The sequence below is a fragment of the bacterium genome, assembly GCA_021372615.1.
Classification (GTDB): Bacteria; Armatimonadota; Zipacnadia; order Zipacnadales; family UBA11051; genus JAJFUB01.
This window is the reverse complement of sequence record JAJFUB010000154.1, coordinates 1-17,410: the sequence shown is the minus strand read 5'-3', so window position 1 is coordinate 17,410 and position 17,410 is coordinate 1. Positions and strand designations below refer to the sequence as shown.

15 protein-coding genes are annotated in these 17,410 nt (G+C 68.2%); 11 read left to right on the top strand and 4 right to left on the bottom strand.

The annotated features are described in order from the left end of the window. Positions 1–11: 11 nt before the first annotated feature. Entirely contained in the window at positions 12–1,250 is a 1,239-nt protein-coding gene (locus LLH23_22160; GenBank protein ID MCE5241178.1) for a hypothetical protein, read from the bottom strand. 209 nt (positions 1,251–1,459) lie between these two features. Here LLH23_22160 and LLH23_22155 point away from each other — a divergent pair, with 209 nt between their 5' ends. From LLH23_22155 to LLH23_22140, 4 genes are all read left to right on the top strand, one after another. After that, on the top strand, positions 1,460–4,264 hold the full coding sequence (locus LLH23_22155; protein MCE5241177.1) for a right-handed parallel beta-helix repeat-containing protein: 2,805 nt from the start codon (positions 1,460–1,462) through the stop codon (positions 4,262–4,264). Further along, on the top strand, positions 4,261–5,295 hold the full coding sequence (locus LLH23_22150) for a hypothetical protein (protein ID MCE5241176.1): 1,035 nt from the start codon (positions 4,261–4,263) through the stop codon (positions 5,293–5,295). Before LLH23_22155 ends, LLH23_22150 begins: the two co-directional genes overlap by 4 nt. An 82-nt stretch (positions 5,296–5,377) precedes the next feature. After that, on the top strand, positions 5,378–6,016 hold the full coding sequence (locus LLH23_22145; protein ID MCE5241175.1) for a transposase: 639 nt from the start codon (positions 5,378–5,380) through the stop codon (positions 6,014–6,016). After that, positions 6,016–7,284: an endonuclease Q family protein gene (locus LLH23_22140; protein MCE5241174.1), complete on the top strand. Its 1,269-nt coding sequence runs from the start codon at positions 6,016–6,018 to the stop codon at positions 7,282–7,284. Before LLH23_22145 ends, LLH23_22140 begins: the two co-directional genes overlap by 1 nt. 97 nt (positions 7,285–7,381) lie before the next feature. Here LLH23_22140 and LLH23_22135 read toward each other — a convergent pair whose 3' ends face one another. The 3 genes from LLH23_22135 to LLH23_22125 all read right to left on the bottom strand — a co-directional run bounded on the left by LLH23_22135 (position 7,382) and on the right by LLH23_22125 (position 11,079). After that, entirely contained in the window at positions 7,382–8,707 is a 1,326-nt protein-coding gene (locus LLH23_22135; protein MCE5241173.1) for a right-handed parallel beta-helix repeat-containing protein, read from the bottom strand. A 174-nt stretch (positions 8,708–8,881) separates the two neighbouring features. Beyond that, on the bottom strand, positions 8,882–10,195 hold the full coding sequence (locus LLH23_22130) for an alkaline phosphatase (protein MCE5241172.1): 1,314 nt from the start codon (positions 10,193–10,195) through the stop codon (positions 8,882–8,884). A gap of 32 nt (positions 10,196–10,227) precedes the next feature. After that, entirely contained in the window at positions 10,228–11,079 is an 852-nt protein-coding gene (locus LLH23_22125; protein MCE5241171.1) for an NAD(P)-dependent oxidoreductase, read from the bottom strand. A 170-nt stretch (positions 11,080–11,249) separates the two neighbouring features. On the opposite strand from LLH23_22125, the gene LLH23_22120 reads away from it, so the two are divergent. The 7 genes from LLH23_22120 to LLH23_22090 all read left to right on the top strand — a co-directional run bounded on the left by LLH23_22120 (position 11,250) and on the right by LLH23_22090 (position 17,223). Then, entirely contained in the window at positions 11,250–12,365 is a 1,116-nt protein-coding gene (locus tag LLH23_22120) for a glycosyltransferase (GenBank protein MCE5241170.1), read from the top strand. A 60-nt stretch (positions 12,366–12,425) separates the two neighbouring features. Further along, positions 12,426–12,872: an NfeD family protein gene (locus LLH23_22115; protein ID MCE5241169.1), complete on the top strand. Its 447-nt coding sequence runs from the start codon at positions 12,426–12,428 to the stop codon at positions 12,870–12,872. A gap of 2 nt (positions 12,873–12,874) precedes the next feature. Next, positions 12,875–13,807 (top strand): SPFH/Band 7/PHB domain protein, encoded by a 933-nt coding sequence (locus tag LLH23_22110; protein MCE5241168.1) that lies wholly within the window; start codon positions 12,875–12,877, stop codon positions 13,805–13,807. Positions 13,808–14,078: 271 nt separating this feature from the next. Further along, a complete protein-coding gene (locus tag LLH23_22105) occupies positions 14,079–14,366 on the top strand; it encodes a PqqD family protein (GenBank protein MCE5241167.1) in 288 nt (95 codons plus the stop codon). Then, positions 14,359–15,444 carry a radical SAM protein gene (locus LLH23_22100; GenBank protein ID MCE5241166.1) on the top strand — a complete coding sequence of 362 codons (1,086 nt, stop codon included), beginning with the start codon at positions 14,359–14,361 and terminating at the stop codon, positions 15,442–15,444. The genes LLH23_22105 and LLH23_22100 overlap by 8 nt, the downstream gene beginning before the upstream one ends. Before the next feature lie 514 nt (positions 15,445–15,958). Next, positions 15,959–16,762: a hypothetical protein gene (locus tag LLH23_22095; protein ID MCE5241165.1), complete on the top strand. Its 804-nt coding sequence runs from the start codon at positions 15,959–15,961 to the stop codon at positions 16,760–16,762. Further along, complete coding sequence (locus tag LLH23_22090; protein MCE5241164.1) at positions 16,759–17,223, top strand: hypothetical protein; 465 nt, start codon at positions 16,759–16,761, stop codon at positions 17,221–17,223. The genes LLH23_22095 and LLH23_22090 overlap by 4 nt, the downstream gene beginning before the upstream one ends. The last annotated feature ends 187 nt before the right edge of the window (positions 17,224–17,410 follow it).

Sequence of the window (17,410 nt, the reverse complement as noted above, 5' to 3'; positions counted from 1 at the left end):
CGGCGACGGCGTCACACCTCGCCCAGCATCTCCACCAGCGCGTCCACGATCTGCTCGCCCGCGCCGGGCACGACGCGTGCCCAGCGCGAGCGGAACGTCTCATAGCCGCCCTGCGCGAAGGCCTCGCGCGTGGGGATGTAGCCGATGATGTCGTTGCACAGCTCGGCCACGGCGGTCAGGGGATAGGGCGAGCGCCGCTTGAGGTCCAGCCCGAGTTGCGAGAACGTCTCCCCCGGGGTGCCGGCGATGACGCCGTCACCGATCCGCAGCGCCTGCACGACCGTGACGATCTCATCCTGCGGGTCGGTCTTCAGCAGGCGGTCTTCGTTCTCGAAGACATCGAAGCAATCGGGCCACTTCGCGCGGACCTCCTCGGCCTGGAAGGCCTCCCGATCCCGCACGCCCAGAGGCAACTCGCGCCACGCCGCCCCGAGCGCCTCGCTGGCGCCGGGCCGGGCCCCGCGCACGACCGCCCGCATCGCCTCCGAAAGCTGCCGGCTGACCTCGGGGAAGCCGACGGTGTGGTTGATGTCCCCACACGCCCCCGGCAGAAACAGCGTGAAGAAGTCCGGTCCGCACTCTTCGCACAGGGCCGCCGCGACGCGGCCGGGGTAGTCCGCCGAGAAGCTCGTGCCGAAGTGGGTGTTCACGTGCAGCGTGTAGTTCCACAGGGCCGCGACCGGCGCGTCCTGCGCGAAAAACACCCAGGCCATGAGGTCCTCGTCATGGGGCCCGGCCAGCGGCAGGCTCTCGCGCTCCTCGGCAGTGGCGAGCCAGGCATTGATGGCCGAGCCGCCTGGCCGCAGCAGCCGCCGGTTGCGGCCGATGCCCCCGTGGGTGGTCTTCGCTGTGCCCACGGTCACAGACCGCAGGTCCTGCGCCGCCTGGCAGACCGCCTCGCTGATCGCCGCCTGCACTCGCGGCAGGTAGGCCTCGTCCATACTGCTACACAGGTCCAGGGACTCATCAGTGTATGGCCCGGAGTGCGTATGGGAGCAGTTGACGAGGATGTGCTCGGCCGGGATGCCCGTGCCGGCGGTGATCTCCGCCCGGGGGCCATCGGAGCGGCGCCTCGTCCAGGCGATCAGGTCCAGTGTCGCCAGCGCGAGGCGCACGTCTCCCTGCTGCAGGACCATCGCCTTGCATAGTAGCGGGTCGTCCACGCCGACGGACGTGCGCGGCCGCAGGCTGCCGGCCATGGGTGTGCCCACAGGGGGCGTGATGTCTACGGAAGCAGTGCCGAGGAGCATGGTGGCTGAGTTCACCTTTCGCGGAAGTGGCGCCCACTTCACCGTGCGGCGCGGCCATCCCTTCCGCAGACCGTGGGCGCCTGACGCTCCCTGACTCCGGCGGGGGACGGGCAGGTCGTCTCGGCCCGCCGGCGAACAGTCGGGGGCGGCTCGCGTCCGACGCCATGACCATGCCGCCGAGTGAAGGCGTCCAGGAAGGGGAACCGAACATGACTCGTCCCGAGTGCCTCGTGTCGTGCCTGCTGGCCATGCTGCTGTGCGCCTCGGCATCACTCTCGGCCGGGCTCACCCTCTACATCTCACCGAAGGGCAACGACAAGGCGAACGGCCTGTCCGCCTCGCCGGGCAAGGCCGGCGGACCCTTCCGGACGCTGGAGCGCGCTCGGGATGAGATCCGCGCCCGCAAGCAGGCCGGCACGCTGCCGGTCGGGCCCATCACGGTCGAACTGGCCGCGGGCATCTATGAGCGCGACGCGGCCTTCGCACTTGAGGAGCAGGACTCCGGCACCGCCGAGGCGCCCATCACGTACCGGGCCAAGCCCGGTGCTGAGGTCCGCATCGTGGGCGGCAAGGTCGTGAAGGGCTGGCAGACCGTCACCGACCCGGCCACGCTGGACCGGCTCGACCCCGCCGCACGGGGCAAGGTCGTCGTCACGGACCTGAAGGCCCAGGGCATCACCGACTACGGCAAGCCCGGCGGCGGCTGGGCGTCGGGCGCGGTCCTGCGGCTGGAGCTGTTCTACAACAACGAGCCGATGGGGCTGGCCCGGTGGCCCAATGAGGGCTTTGTGCGCGTCAAGGACGTGACTGACGAGAAGCCCGTGGACGTGCGCGGCACGAAGGGCTCGAAGGCCGCCAAGTTCATCTACGACGGCGACCGGCCCGAGCGCTGGCTGAAGATGGGCGAGAAGGATGTGTGGCTGCAGGGCTGGTGGTTCTGGGACTGGGCCGAGGAGCGGCAGCGCATCGCGAGCATTGACCCGGAGCGCAAGCTCATCACGCTCGAGGAGCCGCCGGTCCACCCGTACGGCTACCGCAAGGGCCAGTGGTACTACGCCTACAACGCCCTGTGCGAGTTGGACCAGGCGGGCGAGTGGTTCCTGGACCGCGAGAACGGGCTGCTGTACTTCTGGCCGCCGCAGCCCCTGGCCCAGAGCGTCGCCACCGTCTCCCTGATCCCCAACCTGCTGACCATGAAGCAGGTCTCGCATGTGACGCTGCGCGGGCTGACCTTTGAGACGTGCCGCGCGACCGGGATCACGATGTCAGGGGGCACCGAGAACCGCATCGTGGCCTGCGTGGTCCGCAACACGGGCAGCTATGCCATCAACATGGGCGGCGGCACCAAGAACGGCGTCGTGGGCTGTGACACGTACAACATGGGCGACGGCGGGGTGATCGTGGACGCCGGGGACCGCAAGACACTGACCCATGCCGAGAACTTCGTGGACAACTGCCACATCCACCACTACAGCCGCTGGAACCGGATCATCAAGCCGGGCATCGGCCTGTACGGCTGCGGCAACCGCGCCACCCACAACCTCATCCACGACGCCCCCCACAAGGGCATGCTCTTTGGCGGCAACGACCACCTCATCGAGTTCAACGAGTTCCACAGCGTCGTCTACGAGGCCAATGATGCGGGCGTGATCTACGCCGGCTATGACTGGACCATGCGCGGCCACGAGATCCGCTACAACTACTTCCACGACATCTACGGCTTCGAAGGCCGGGGCTGCGTCGGTGTGTATCTGGACGACATGTTCTCCTCGGCGCACATCCACAGCAACGTCTTCTACCGCGTACCGCGGGCCGCGTTCATTGGCGGCGGGCACGACACGACGATCGAGAACAACATCTTCGTGGACTGCAAGCCGGCGATCCATGTGGACGCCCGCGCGCTGGGCTGGGCTTCCGGCTCGTACGACACGCTGGTGAGCCGCCTGAAGGCCATGCCGTACGAGACCGAGCCGTGGAGAACCCGCTACCCGCAGTTGCTCACGATCCTGGACCACGAGCCGATGCGCCCGCAGGGCAATATCGTGGCCCGCAACATCTGTGTGGGTGGCCGGTGGGACGAAGTTGACGCCAAGGCGCGGCCGGGCGTCATGTTCATTGACAACCTGCTGGATCAGGACCCGCAGCTCGTCGGCGCCAAGAAGCTGGCCGACCCGAAGGCCTTCCCGGTGGCGACCGATTTCGCCCTCAAGCCACAGTCTCCGGCGCTGAAGCTCGGCTTCAAGCCGCTCCCCGTGGCGCAGATGGGGCTGTACCAGAGCCCGGACCGCGCCTCGTGGCCGGTGCGGCACACGGTCCGGACGAAGGAGCGGGACATCCTGGACGCAGCGGCGAAGGGTGCCACCGCCAGCCCCGCCGGCGGTGCCCCGAGGGGGCCGTTGGCGACACTGAAGGTGTCGCGCTGCGGGTCGGCCGACCCGCGAGTGACCGCTCCCACCGCGGATGGCGACCTCAAGCCCGAGGAATGGGGCGGCGAGGCGAAGGTCGTGGTGCTCGAGCAGGGCCTCGACGGCGGCAAGGTCGCGCCGGCCAGCCGGGCCTGGCTGCTGCATGACGGCCGGTGCCTGTATGTGGCGGTGGACAACACCGTGAACAAGGACCAGCCGCTGCAGACGAAGGACGAGTGGGGCGGCAGCGATGCAGTCGAGTTGGCCTTCCGCAGCCTGAGCGGCGCCAGCGCCCCCATCCTGGTCCTGCGCGGCTACCCCAATGGCGCTTTCCACAGCGACGACGAGGCCGGAGCGCCGGCAGCGGCAGTGAAGCAAGCGGCGGCGGGGGTTGTCTATCGGTGCAAGGTCCTCGGCCCCGATCGCTGGGTGACGGAATGGCAGATCCCGCTGGCTTCGCTGGGGATTGACCCGTCCAAGCAGCCGAAGTTCTTCTTCAGCCTCACGGTCCGCAAGAGCGGCGGGCCGACATGGGTGCAGTGGCAGGGCACGCGCGACAAGTGCACCTGGCAGGCCGACAATGCAGGCACCTTGGAGTTGGGGCGATGACGACACTGGCGGAGACCATGCGGCAGTCGCTGGGACTGGTCATCCCTGTCTGGTTCGCGCCGGACATGCCCCCGGACGAGATGCGGCGATTGCTGGGCAACACGCTGGCCGATAGCGAGCTGTTCCTCGCTCCGGCCCACCTGGCACTGGTGGTGGATGGCTGCCCGCAGGCTGAGGGCGCCACGCGGCAGGTCGCCGACGAGTTCGCTGCCCGCGTCGGCGCGCCGCCGGTCGTGCTGTGCAAGGAGATCAACGAAGGCCAGGCCGGCGCCGTGTGCCATGGCTTCGAGTGGCTCATGGCGCACACCGACCTGCCCTATCTGGCCTCGCGCGACGCCGATGGCGACCACGACCTGTACGATCTGCCCCAGCTCTTCCGCCTGCTCCGCCGGATGCAGGAGATCGAGCAGAGCGACCTGGTGTACGTGCTGGGCCAGCGCGGGTCGCTCCACCGGCCGATGGGCCTGGCCCGGGGCGAGTACGAGTGGCTGCTCAATGAGCTGACGGTGCGGGCCCTGAACTACGAGCTGGGGCGGCAGGGCCACGCGCCCGACCTGCGCTACTGCAGCCTCCTGCCGGGGCCGCCGGACTTCCAGAGCGGTTACAAGACCTACACGCGCCGGACGGCCGAGATCTTCGTCCGGGGCCTGCGCGACGCCGACCACCACGAGCCCGAGGCGCGGCCGCTGCGCTGGGGCATCCAGTTCATCTCCACCGTCGAATTGCTCTTGGCCGGGGCCGCAGCCGGCTCGCTCTATCGCCTGACGTACGACGAGCAGCCGCAGACGACGTTCGAGCACGCGGACAACCGCCTGATCTCGTACGGGCAGCAGTTCGTGTGGCTCTTCCGCCGCCTGCGCACGCCCCTGGGCGTGGCTCTCGCCTGGTGGGACGAAGCGATCCAGCAGATGCTGTGGGGGACGCTGCCGGGGGGCTGGGAGGAGCTGCTGGCGATGCGGGCCGACATTGCCCGGCAGGTCTGGCCCGAGCAGGAGCTACCCGCGCCGCCACAACGCCACACTTTCTTCTAGGACAGCGCGGGGTCTGTCCCCGGAAGATCGGCGGTAGCCGATCTTCCGGGGGCTGACCCCATCGTCAGTAAGGGGGACATGCATGCCGCGTGTGCCACGGACCGTCGTCCCGGGCTATCCCTATCACCTCACGGCGCGCGGAAACGAGCGTGCCCAGGTGTTCTTCCTCGATGATGACTGCCGGCAGTACCTGCTGTGGCTCGCCGACTACAGCGCGAAGTACGGTCTGAAGACATGGGCCTACTGCCTGATGGCAAACCACGTTCACCTGGTCACCGTGCCCCTGACGGAGACCGGTCTGAGCGACGTTTTCGGCGCGCTCCAGATGCGGTACGCCCGGCGAATCAACGACCGGCGTGGCACGACCGGGCACGTGTGGGAGGGGCGCTTCCGGGCCTGCCCGGTGGATGAGCGCCACCTGATCGCGGCAGTGCGGTACGTCGAGCGCAACCCGGTACGGGCCGGACTGGTGGAGCGGGCCGAGGACTTCGCGTGGAGCAGTGCACGGCCGCACTGCGGGCTGCGACGCGACCCGGTGCTCGCGCCGGACCTGCCATTGCTGGAACTCGTCTCCGACTGGCGCGACTGGCTCAGGACCGAGGAGGACCCGGGAGAGTTGGGCAGGCTGCGACACCACACACTGAGGTGCCAGCCGTGCGGTAGTGAGGGCTTCGTGGAGCAGTTCCGCCGAAGACAGCCCTGTACTGAAGAGAGGAAGTGATGGGGTCAGCCCCCTGCGGCCCGGCTGCGCCGGCCCTCCGGGGACAGACCCCGCGCCAGATGCTCACCATCGCCGACTTACACGTTCACATCGGCTCTGCCGCCGACAGGCAGGTCGTCAAGGTCACGGCCTCGCGCGACTTGACCTTCGAGAACATCCTCCTCGAGTCGGTCAACCGCAAGGGCGTACAGGTCGTCGGCATTGTGGACTGCGCCAGCCCGGCCGTCATCCGCGACATTGAGGCGCTCATTGGCGCCGGGCACATGGCCCAGCTCGACGGCGGCGGCCTGCGCTACCTGGGGAAGCTGACGGTGCTGCTGGGTGCCGAGGTCGAGACGCGCGAGCCTGGCGGCGGCATGTCCCACCATGTCAGCTACTTCCCGCACCTGGGGCAGCTCAAGGCCTTCTCCGCCAGGATCAGCGAGCACCTCACCAACCCCAATCTGTCATCGCAGGCCTGCGGGCTCTCCGCACGCGAGCTGTGCGACCTGGCGCTGCAGCACCAGGCGCAGTTCATCCCGGCCCATGCCTTCACGCCCCACAAGAGCATCTATGGCTCGTGCGGAGACCGTGCCGCCGATGTGTTCGGCGACTACTGGGATGCCATACCCGCCCTCGAGCTGGGGCTGTCGGCCGACGCCTTCCTGGCCGACCGGCTGGACGAACTCTCCGGCAAGACCTTCCTGGCCAACTCCGATGCGCACTCCTTGCCCCGGATCGCGCGCGAGTACAACATCCTGGAAATCGAGGAGCCGAGCTTCGAGGAGTTCCGGCGGGCGCTGTGGCGCGAGCAGGGGCGGCACGTCGCTGCCAACTTCGGCCTCGACCCGCGCCTGGGCAAGTACCATCGCACGCACTGCGAGCAGTGCCACTGGACGGCGCACGAGCCGCCGCCCGTGCTCGCCTGCGAGCAATGCGGTAGCACGGACGTGACGCGGGGCGTACTCGACCGCATCGTGCAGATCGCCGACTACGACGAGCCGCGCCCGCCCGACCATCGCGGCCCGTACCAGTACCAGATCCCGCTGCAGTTCGTCCCGAAGGTCGGGGCCGTCGCCCTCAACCGTCTCCTGAACGCCTTCGGCACCGAGATGGCGGTGTTGCACCAGGCGACCCGGCAGGAGCTGGGCGAGGCGGTAGGGCAAAAGGTGGCGGACCTCATCATCCAGGCGCGCGAGGGGACGCTGCCGCTGGAGGCCGGCGGCGGGGGACGCTACGGCCGGGCCATCCGCGAGGGCGAGGGCCAGATCCGGCTGCCGGGGCTGTGAGGGGATGAGGGGATGAGGGGATGGGGGGATGGGGGGATGGGGGGCGTGGGAGCGGTCACCGACCGCGAATGCCGTGGCCCGACGCGACCGCTTCGCCTCACATCCCCGGGTGCTTCTCGGCCGGTTGGGCGTTCTCGCGGCTCTTGCCGCGCAGGATCACGTTGTCGCGGATGACATAGTGCTCGTCGTACCAGTCCTTGTTGTCGTGGTCGAAGGGCACGTCCACATCGAGGATGTTGCCGGTGCAGACGAGATCGCGGAAGCCGAAGCAGCGGAAGCCGACGCTCTCCCGGGGCTTCTCCGCGCCCTCGGTCGCTCGGGCCGCGCCGATGAAGTTGCCACTGACGACCCACCCCGGCGAGCGCCACAGCTCCAGCGCGATGCCGCAATCCTCCATGACGTTCCCCTGAAAGACCCCCTTCGCGAACTGCATGAACCAGGCGCCCCGCTCGTTGTCTCGGAAGGTGTTGCCGACGACGCTGACGTGATGCAGCTTGTAGCCCTGCAGACCGCTCACCCCGTACCGGCAGTGGCGGAAGTTGTTGCCGGTCACAGTGACGTACTTGCTGCCGCTGAGGAGGTGCACACCGCCGGTCCAGTTGCCTGTGGTGCAGCCCAGGCCGCAGTCCTCGAAGTTGTTCCCGCTGACGGTCACGTTGTCGCTGTCGTCCTCGATGTGCACGCCCTGCACTGCGCACTTGCGGAAGGTGCAGCCGGTGATCTGGATGTTCTGCCCGGCGGCGATGCCCACCCCAAAGCCCGAGGTCGCGGAGTTCGGGTTACCGCCGGTGTTGTCAAACACGCAGCCGGAGATCACCACATTGCGGACCACCTTGCCCTCTTCGCTCTTCGGGAAGTTCAGCTCGATGGCGTCGGAGGTGTTGTCCTTGAACAGGCAGCCGACGATACGCACGTTGTCGCCCGAGCAGTTGGCGTCCAGCAGCAGCCCGTAGCCGCCCTGGTACAGGTCGCAACCCTCGATCAGGACGTCGTGGATGTCGGGGACGTTGCTATCAATGAGGGTCGTGCCGCCGGTGATCGTGACGTGGCGAATCTGCACCTGGCGCGCGCCCGGCCCGATGCCCACCGGCACGCAGCGCGGCCCCTCGCCCGTCAGGGCGAGGTCGCGCAGCACGCCCTGGCTGCCGAGCGTGACGCCGAACAGATAGCCCTTGTTGGTCTCGGGGTTGACGAGGCGGAGCGTGGCTCCGGGCCCGGTGAGCGTCGCGCGCTTGAGGTCGAGGCCCTGGTTGAGGACATACTCCCCCGGCGCCAGCGTCACCACCGCGCCGGTCTTGCCGGCCTCGGCCAGCGCCGCCGCCAGGCGTTGGTGTGTCTCCGCGGGCGTCGCGCCGGGGGTCAGGTCAGCGACCGCGGCCGTGGCGGCCGCGAGGATGGCGGCAAGACAGAGGGAGCGTGTCATAGGGGAGTCTCCGGGAACATGCGGTGTCGCTGCCGTGAACCCCTCCCTCAAGGGAGGGGTCGCTGCGAAGCAGCGGGGGTAGGACGCCGTGATCAGCGACGAACGGCAGCCTACCCCCTTACCCCCTCCTGCACTCGCCCACGAGCGCGGCAGGGAGGGGGAACGACGGTGGCCCTACTTCAGCGCCTCGAACACGACCTTGGCCACGCTGGTGTTGTCTACGTATGGCCCCCGCACCGGGTCGCGCTGCACGATCATCTGGCTGAACTGGTCTGCCCCCGCGCCCCTGGCAAACAGCGGGAGCAGGCTGTTGGTGTGACTGGTGTAGTGCCACTCCAGGCCCGGCATCTTGCCCTGGCCGTTGCTCACCAGCGGCTTCCATTCCGGGTCGGAGCCCGGGCCGGTCAGATAACCGGTCTCGTGGTCCCCGGTGACGATCAGCAGCGTCTCGTTCCAGTTGCTGTGCGTCTCCACCCACTTGATGACCGCCTCGACCGCGCGGCTGAAGTCGGTCTCCTCCTCGATCAGACGCCCGGACAGGTTGGAGTGCGCCGCCCAGTCTACCGCGCCGCCCTCGATCATGACGCAGAAGCCGTCGGGGTCGTTGTCCAGCACGTTGAACGCCGCCATCGTCATCTGCGACAGGGTGGGCACGCCCTCGTTGAAGGGCACCGCGAAGGCATCCGCCTGCTTGTCGCCGGCGCGGCCCTCCTGCAGCGTGGAGCCGACCTGCGCGATGCCCGCCAGACGCATCGGCGCGTCGCCCTGGGCCAGCGCCTCGAACTCCGCCCTGGTCTGGACCAGCTTCCAGGCATCCGGCGTCCCGTCGCCGTTGGCATCGCTGGCGAGCGTCCCGGCGGCCAGTTGGTCCCACTGCGGCTGGGCGACGTAGGTGTACTTGGGGGCAGCGAGCAGCTTGCCACTATCGTCGTACAGGGGATGGCCGCCGCCCATGATGACCTCTGCCTTGCTCATGAACATGGAGTTGGCGATGTCACAGTAGTTGCCGCGCCCCTCGTTGTGCGCGAGGAAGCCGGCCGGTGTCGCGTGGCAGAAAGGCACGCTGCTGACGACGCCCGAGGCATAGCCGATCTCCTCGGCCCGCTCGAGGATGTTCTGGACCGGCTGCTTGTCCGGGCCGACGCCGATGGCGCCGTTGTAGGTCTTCACGCCTGTGGCCATGGCGGTCGCGGCCGCTGCCGAGTCAGTCACGCCCTTCTTCACGTAGGCGAAGTCGCTCCAGGCTAGCGCCGGGTCGTAGCTGCCGCCGTTGGGGAAGTGGCAGACGCCGAGACGGACCGGGAACTGCTGATAGGCCCAGCCCTCAGGGTTGCCGAACTGGTAGAGACTGCCGGCCGCCACGTGGTTGTAGCCGCAGCCGTCGGCGACCATGACGATGACGTACTTCGGCCGCTGCGCCTGGGCGCAGCCCACCAGCCCTACCGCTGCGGCGATGATGATGGCTGTCAGACGCACTGTGTGTTTCATGTGTCCCTCGCTAACCGTATGGGGTCAGACCCCTACCTATTGAGCCACCGCTCCAGCCACGAGCCGAAGGTCCACTGCGGCTCGTAGCCCAGCAGGCGCCGGGCCTTGGCGATGCTGTGGCAGGCCGCGAGGCGCTGCGGCAGCGCGATCCCGGCGTCCATGAGCGCCTGGGCCTGCGGATAGTCTCGCAGGATGAGCGGCGCCGCGTCGGTCAGCAGTTGCGCGCTATCAGCCCGCGTGAAGCTCGTCCCGGCGGTGGCGATGATCGGCTCGTTGACCACGTCGCTGCGGAGGGCCAGCAGGTGCGCCTGGGCCACGTCGGTGCGGTGCACGGCGAAGCTGAGCAGGCCGAAGCCGAAGGCGGGATCGTCCTCGGGCCGGGGTGAAAAACCGCCGGGCCGCACGGCCAGCCACTGCAGCCCCGCCGTCTGCTGGTACAGGCGGCAGAACTGCTCGCCCACATGCTTGGTGACGCTGTAGAGCGAGTCGGTGGGGCGGCAGGGGCTCTCCTCATCCCACGGCAGCGGCGCGTCAGGCGCGACGTTGTAGCCTTGCGCCGAGACGCTGCTGGTGAGAATGAGCCGGTCCACCTTGGCCCGCGCCGCCTCCGCCACGATGTTGTGAGTGCCTTTGATGTTCAGGTCCAGGTACTGCTGCGCCGTGTACTGCTTCCACGGATGGACCGCGGCGATGTGCAGCACCTGGTCCATGCCGTCGCACAACCCCACGGTCTGCGTGTCGTCGCTCAGGTCGGCCTGCACGAAGTCGTGCGACGTCTCTAGCGGCAGGGCGTCCGTCAGGCGCAGGTCGTGGCCGTCGGCGGCTACGAGTTCGGTGACGAGTTGGCCCAGGACGCCGGCGGCGCCGGTGATCAGTACGCGCATATCCTCACTCCGCTCGGCCCGCTCAGCGGGCATGGCAGCGCTTTTCGCGGTGACGCCCCGTCCCACCTCCGCAGGAACCGACCCCCTCCCCGGCGAAGAGACCACTAGACTTCGCCCGCATTCATCACTCATCATTCATCGTTCATCATTCCGCCTTCGCCTTCCTGACCATGCCCAAGCTCCTGCACATCTACCGCCGCTACTACCCCGATGAGGGCGGCATCGAGTGGACCATGCGCGCGTTCTGCGAGTACCTGACGCGGCAGGGCAACGACGTGTCGGCCCTGGTCAGCTCGCGGTATCCGTGGACGGTCCGCACGTCCCTGCACCAGGTCAACGTCGTCCGCTGTGGCAGCGTCGGCACCATCGCCAATACGCCCCTCTGTCCGGCGATGCCGCGCTGGATCCGCCACTTGTGCCCCGACCTCATCGAGCTGCACCACGCCTACCCGTACGGCATGTGGGCCGTGCAGCGGTCCGGCCACCGGGGGCGGCTGATCGTCCACTACCATTTCGACATCTCGCGCTTCGGGCGGCTGCAGCAGTTCATCATGCCGCTCCTGCACGATACGCTCGCGCGCGCCGACCGCATCTTTGTCAACTCGCGCAGCTACGCGGAGTCCTCCCCGGTGCTGCAGGACGTGCTCGACAAGTGCGTCTACCTGCCCGCCGGCGTGGAGCCGCGGCGCTTCGATCTGACCGAGACCCAGGCCGAACGCGTCGAGGAGTTGCGCCAGCCCGGCCACTTCCGCGTCCTTTTCGTGGGGCGTCTGTCGCACTATAAGGGTGTAGAGCACCTGATTCAGGCGATGCACGGGGTGGACGGGCACCTGTACATCATTGGGCGCGGTCCCCTGGCCGCGAAGCTCTCAGCCCAGGCGCTGAAGCTCAACCTGGTGGAGCGGGTGCACCTGCTGGGCCGGGTGGATCATGATGAATTGGTGGCGCAGTACCATGCGGCCGATGTGGTGGTGCTGCCTTCGGTGTCGCGCGGGGAGTCCTTCGGCGTGGCACAGGTGGAAGCGATGCTGTGCGCCCGACCGGTCATCTGCAGCGACCTGCCCGGGGTCTGCGAGGTCGGCATTCCGGGCGAGACGGCCTGCCTGGTGACACCGGGGAGCGTCGAGGAGCTGACAGCGCAGCTCAACCGCCTGGCCGCAGACGAGGCTCTGCGCCTTGAGATGGGGCAGGCCGGGCGGACCCATGCGCTGGCGCGGTATGATGTGGAGCGGGTGAATGCGCAGCGCTGGGAGGTCTACCGGGAACTTCTGGCGCCCGGCGCGTGACGGGCGGACACAAGGAATCCGCCGCCGGTTCGCGAACAGTCTTCTGCGGAGGTGATGCTGATGCATCCTGCGCTGATGTGGATGATCGGTGGGCTGGCGCTGCTCATCATGGAGTTGGTGGCCGGCTCGTTCTTCCTGATGTGGATCGGGGCCGGTGCACTGCTGACCGCGTTGCTGGCGGTGTTCGTCCCCTCGGCCTGGATGCAGTGGCTGTTCTTCACCCTGGCCTCGTTGGTGCTGCTGCTGGCGACGCGCCCCCTGGCCCGCAGCATCCACGGGAGCGTGACGGTCCCCTCCAACGTGGACAGCCTCAAGGGCCAGATGGCCGTGGTGCTCGAGGAGATCAACCCGCGGCTCAACACCGGCCGGGTGCGGGTGCGATCGGACGAGTGGCGGGCCCGCAGCGACACGGTCATTCCCGCCGAGGCGCACGTCGTCATTGAGGGGATCGAGGGCACGACGCTACAAGTGCGTCTGGCCGACACCCAGCCTGAACCGGAGGTCTGAACATGGGAGGCTCAACCGTCTTTGGCGTGGTCGTCCTGGCCATTCTGGCCATGATCATCATCGGCAAGTCCCTGTGCGTCGTACGGCAGTACCAGCGGGGGCTGGTCGAGACTTTCCGCAAGTACAGCCGCACCGCCGAGCCCGGCCTCACCATCGTCTTCCCCTTCGTGCAGTCCATCGCATTCGTGGACATGCGCGAGACCGTGCTCGATGTCGCCCCGCAGACCGTCATCACCTCGGACAACGCCACTCTCACCGTGGATGCGGTCATCTACTTCGAGGTCACCGACCCGGTGCGGAACGTCTACAACGTCACAGACTTCCGGATGGCGGCCATCAAGCTGGCGCAGACCAACCTGCGCAACATCCTCGGCGAGATGAAGATAGATGAGGCGCTGACATCGCGCGAGCGCATCAATGCGCAACTGCGTCAGATCATGGATGACGCCACCGACAAATGGGGTGTGCGGGTGACGCGCGTGGAGCTGCAGAGCATCGAGCCCCCGCGGGACATCACTGAGGCGATGAGCCGGCAGATGAAGGCCGAGCGCGACAAGCGCGCCGCCATCCTCGAGGCCGAGGGCGTCAAGCAGTCCCAGATCCTGCAAGCGGAGGGCGAGCGGCAGAGCCGCATCAACCGCGCCGAGGGTGAGGCCGAGGCCATCAAGAAGGTCGCCGAGGCCGAGAAGTTCCGCCAGCTCACCGTGGCCGAGGGTGAAGCCCAGGCGATCGAGACGGTGTTCAGCGCCATCCACACCGGGAAGCCCACCTCCGACTTGCTGGCCGTCAAGTACCTGGAAGCCCTGGGCCGCATCGCCAACGGCAAGGCCACCAAGGTCTTCCTGCCGGTCGAGGCCACAGGCATCCTGGGGGCCATGGCGGCCATCGGTGACGCCTTCAAGGAGGGCCAGACGCCGATCGCGCCCGAGCAGTAACCCCCTGCCGTTCTCCCTGACACTCACGGGATCGCAGCGGCCCTGCTGGCTGTCAGCAGGGCCGCTCTGTCTGCGGGCGCACGGCGCTCGGCCACGGCGCCTGGCCGCGGCTGCCGTACCTCGTCCGCGCGCACCTGTCACACGATTTGTCACAGACGATGCCATGCCGTGACTGGTAAGCTGATAACATTGCGTCAATCTCCGCCCGCTGGGGAATACTCAAGCATTACTCAACGTTATACTATGGACACGAGCTGCCAACGAGTTCCCCATGAGATACCGACAACACGAGAAGGTCGTGACACGCCGCATTGCCGGGGAGACGTTACTGATCCCTATCACCCAGATCGGCGTGGATCTGCAGCGGGTCTATCTGCTCAACGAGACAGCCGCCGCCATCTGGGCGCTGCTTTCCGAGCCGCGTGACGTCGAGACAGTCGTCGCGTTGCTGGCTGAGGCGTACAACGCTCCCGCCCAGGATCTGCGCCAGGACGTCATGGACACGCTGCAGGAGTTCGAGAGCCGGTCGTTCCTGACGACGGTGGCTGACGATGTCTGACCTGTGCCACCACCGCAGCCTCGAAGAAGCCCTGCAGCGGCTGTACCCGGAGGACGAGCGCCGCCCGAACATGATGACGCTCGAGCTGACACGACGCTGCAACTTCCTATGCCGCCACTGCTACTGCCGCCTTCCTGCCAACGGGCCCACTCCCCGGCCCGAACTGACCACCGAGCAGTGGCAGCGGATTATCCGCGAAGCTGTGGATATGGGTGTGCTGTTCGCGCTCTTCACTGGCGGCGAACCGCTGCTGCGCCCCGACTTCCGGGAGATCTGGCGGTTCGCCCGCAGGCAGGGGCTCATCCCCGTCCTGTTCACCAACGGTGTCCTGCTGGATGCGGCGATGGCCGACTTCCTCGCTGAATGGACCCCGCGTCTCGTCTCCATCACGCTCTACGGGGCGAGCGAAGCGATGTATCGACAGGTCACCGGCGTCGCGGGCATGCATGAGCGGGCGCTACGGGCGGTAGACCTTGTCCGCGAGCGCGGGATGCTGTTCGAAGTCAAGAGCATGGTCACCCGACACAGCCTCCGCGAGTTTGACGCTCTGCGCGCCCAGTCAGCGCACTACCAGGACGTGTTCAGGTGGGATGCCCAACTGACGCCGACGTACGCGGATGGTGGGGGGGACCCCGTGGCTGAGCGCCTGTCCCCCGACGAGATGATCGCGACGGAACTACGCGACCCCGTGCGCCGAGCGGAATGGGAGAGGATCGCGAGCCGCTGGGAACCGGCGCGTCCCCGGCCCGATACCCCCTTCCGGTGCCTCGTGGGCACCCACGACTTCTGCACGGACCCCTACGGCGGATTGCACCCATGCCTCGGTCTGGAGGTCGTGACGCTCGATCTGCGGCAGATCACGCTCGCGGACGCCTGGGAGGCGCTCCCGCAAGCCATCGCTGCCGCCGCTGGCCCGCCCGGGCCCTGCCAGGAGTGTCCCCTGCCGCCCCTGTGTCGGAAGTGCCCGGGTGACAGTCTGGCGGAGGGGGTGCTGACCGGCGAACCGGTGGAATGGCGCTGCGAGCTGGCGCAGGGCATGGCAGAGGCCCTCGGTGTGGAGGCCAGGCCGCCGCTATGACGGCACAGTCCCACGCCGCCTTGACCCGGCGCTCACGGCGCGTCTATTGACATGTTCCTGAGCGTAGGTATACTCGTTACTGGGACTCTTATGGAGGTGAGCGGCATGGAGAAGCGCAAGAGGGCGTGGCGACGGCCTCAGATCGAAGAGGTCACCCTCGAGGCTGAGGAGGACGTCCTGGCAACCTGCTCAACGACCTCCCAGACCACGAGGAAGGGCGGTGCCTGCAAGGTCGGCGATTGCGCGACCTATCCCTGATCGAGACGCAACGGCCTGTGGACTCAACCGATGACGCGGCTCAGGCCACCGCGCACGGGAAGCCGGACACTGGAAGACAGCGGCAGGACGCGACGGATCGGGGGGCGGCGAAGTCAGTCTCGGGATGGCGGAGGGCGTACTCGTTGACTGCCATACCGTGCTAGCGGGGTTGCGGCGGCCTGTCTGCCACAGCCGCCGTGGGGGGCGGCGTTCCACGTAGCCTTGAACGAAACCGTCCCGCCCTGGGAACAGACTCGTGACGCAGTTCACCATCGCCAGTACTCGCTGCCGGATCGAGGCGCAGGCTGGCGATTTCGTTTTCGCCCCCAACCTCACCCCCTTCGCCGACGCCAGCGCGTGGACCGCCCCCGACCTGCTGCTCAGCGTGTCGAGCGGCGAACCAACCCCTCGGGCCCCTGCCGGGCCCCCCACTGAAGTGCTGGTGCGCGACGACGGTCTGGAGTTCGTGCGTCCCCAGGGCAGCATGCTCGCCACGGGCGACTTCTCCCGCTGTAGCGTGCGCCTGCACCCCGCTCCCTCCGAGCCCTTCACCGGTCAGCCCTGGCTCATGCTCGCTCTGTGGGGACGGGTGACACATCGCGACGGCCTGCTGCTGCACGGGGCGTGCTGCGAGCTGGAGGGCAAGTTCATCCTGCTGCTGGGTGAGCGGCAGGCGGGCAAGAGTACGCTGGCGCGGCTGGTGGCCCCCGCGGGCGGCACGTGCCTGACCGATGAGTACCCGTTTGTGACCTGCACGGCTGGCGGCCCCGTCGCCCATGGCAGCCCCTGGCCGGGGCTGGCCGGTCAGCCCTCAACCCTCAGCGCGCCCCTCGCCGCAATCTTCTATCTGAGCCATGCGCCCGCCAACGTCCTGACGCTGCTGCCCCCGAAGCAGGCGGCGCAGCGGCTTATCACCAACAACCGCTTCTTCACCTGGAGCCCCGCGACGCTACCGATTGCCTTCGAGCTGATCGAGCAGGTGTCGGCGGCGACGCCCCTGTTCGACTTCGGCTTCGTGCCCGGTCTGCCGGCAGTGGACGAGATGAGGAGGGTCCTGTGAGGCTCTCGGGCGCGGCGTATGGACAACTGGTTGGCGACCTGCTCGTCGAGGGTCAGCCGGTGCTCACCGCCGTAGGCGGCGCCAGCATGGGTCCCCTCATCCCCGATGGCGCGGTCGTGCGCCTGGTCCCCCTCGCGCCGGAGCACGCGCGCGTAGGCGAAGTCATCGTGCGCCGCAGCGGGGCCGAGGGCCGTCTGCTATGCCACCGCCTCGCGCGACAGAGTGGGGGTCGTGTCCAGACCTGGGGCGATGCCTGCGCCGAGCCGGACGGCTGGGGTGAGGTGGGGGAGATGATCGGACGGGTCGAGGCGATCCAGGAGGGCGAGCGCTGGCGGCCGGTCGTCGTGCGCAGCCCGCTGCGGATGCGCTGGCGGTATGTGAAGAGACGTCTGCGGTGCTGGCTCGGCCTTGACGGGCAGCCGAGTCCGTCGCCCTGTGAGCCGGACGCTGGCGCGTCGTAGGCCGTCGGAGCGCGGCTCTCCAGAGCCGCAGCCTTAGTGGCCCGCGTATGCGGCTCTGGAGCCCATTTTCCGCAAAGTGGGCTATCGTTCATCGGGCCGTTGTCAGCGCGCGGCTGGTGGCTCAGTCGTCCAGCCAGGTGAGCGGGTGCGGCAGCCCCAGGTCCTGCCAGAGCTGCTGCTGGCGACG

Bases quoted from the DNA above. Each gene is read 5' to 3' on its own strand.
- LLH23_22160 (MCE5241178.1), bottom strand. From the start codon at position 1,250: ATGCTCCTCGGCACTGCTTCCGTAGACATCACGCCCCCTGTGGGCACA.
- LLH23_22155 (MCE5241177.1), top strand. From the start codon at position 1,460: ATGACTCGTCCCGAGTGCCTCGTGTCGTGCCTGCTGGCCATGCTGCTG.
- LLH23_22150 (MCE5241176.1), top strand. From the start codon at position 4,261: ATGACGACACTGGCGGAGACCATGCGGCAGTCGCTGGGACTGGTCATC.
- LLH23_22145 (MCE5241175.1), top strand. From the start codon at position 5,378: ATGCCGCGTGTGCCACGGACCGTCGTCCCGGGCTATCCCTATCACCTC.
- LLH23_22140 (MCE5241174.1), top strand. From the start codon at position 6,016: ATGGGGTCAGCCCCCTGCGGCCCGGCTGCGCCGGCCCTCCGGGGACAG.
- LLH23_22135 (MCE5241173.1), bottom strand. From the start codon at position 8,707: ATGACACGCTCCCTCTGTCTTGCCGCCATCCTCGCGGCCGCCACGGCC.
- LLH23_22130 (MCE5241172.1), bottom strand. From the start codon at position 10,195: ATGAAACACACAGTGCGTCTGACAGCCATCATCATCGCCGCAGCGGTA.
- LLH23_22125 (MCE5241171.1), bottom strand. From the start codon at position 11,079: ATGCGCGTACTGATCACCGGCGCCGCCGGCGTCCTGGGCCAACTCGTC.
- LLH23_22120 (MCE5241170.1), top strand. From the start codon at position 11,250: ATGCCCAAGCTCCTGCACATCTACCGCCGCTACTACCCCGATGAGGGC.
- LLH23_22115 (MCE5241169.1), top strand. From the start codon at position 12,426: ATGCATCCTGCGCTGATGTGGATGATCGGTGGGCTGGCGCTGCTCATC.
- LLH23_22110 (MCE5241168.1), top strand. From the start codon at position 12,875: ATGGGAGGCTCAACCGTCTTTGGCGTGGTCGTCCTGGCCATTCTGGCC.
- LLH23_22105 (MCE5241167.1), top strand. From the start codon at position 14,079: ATGAGATACCGACAACACGAGAAGGTCGTGACACGCCGCATTGCCGGG.
- LLH23_22100 (MCE5241166.1), top strand. From the start codon at position 14,359: ATGTCTGACCTGTGCCACCACCGCAGCCTCGAAGAAGCCCTGCAGCGG.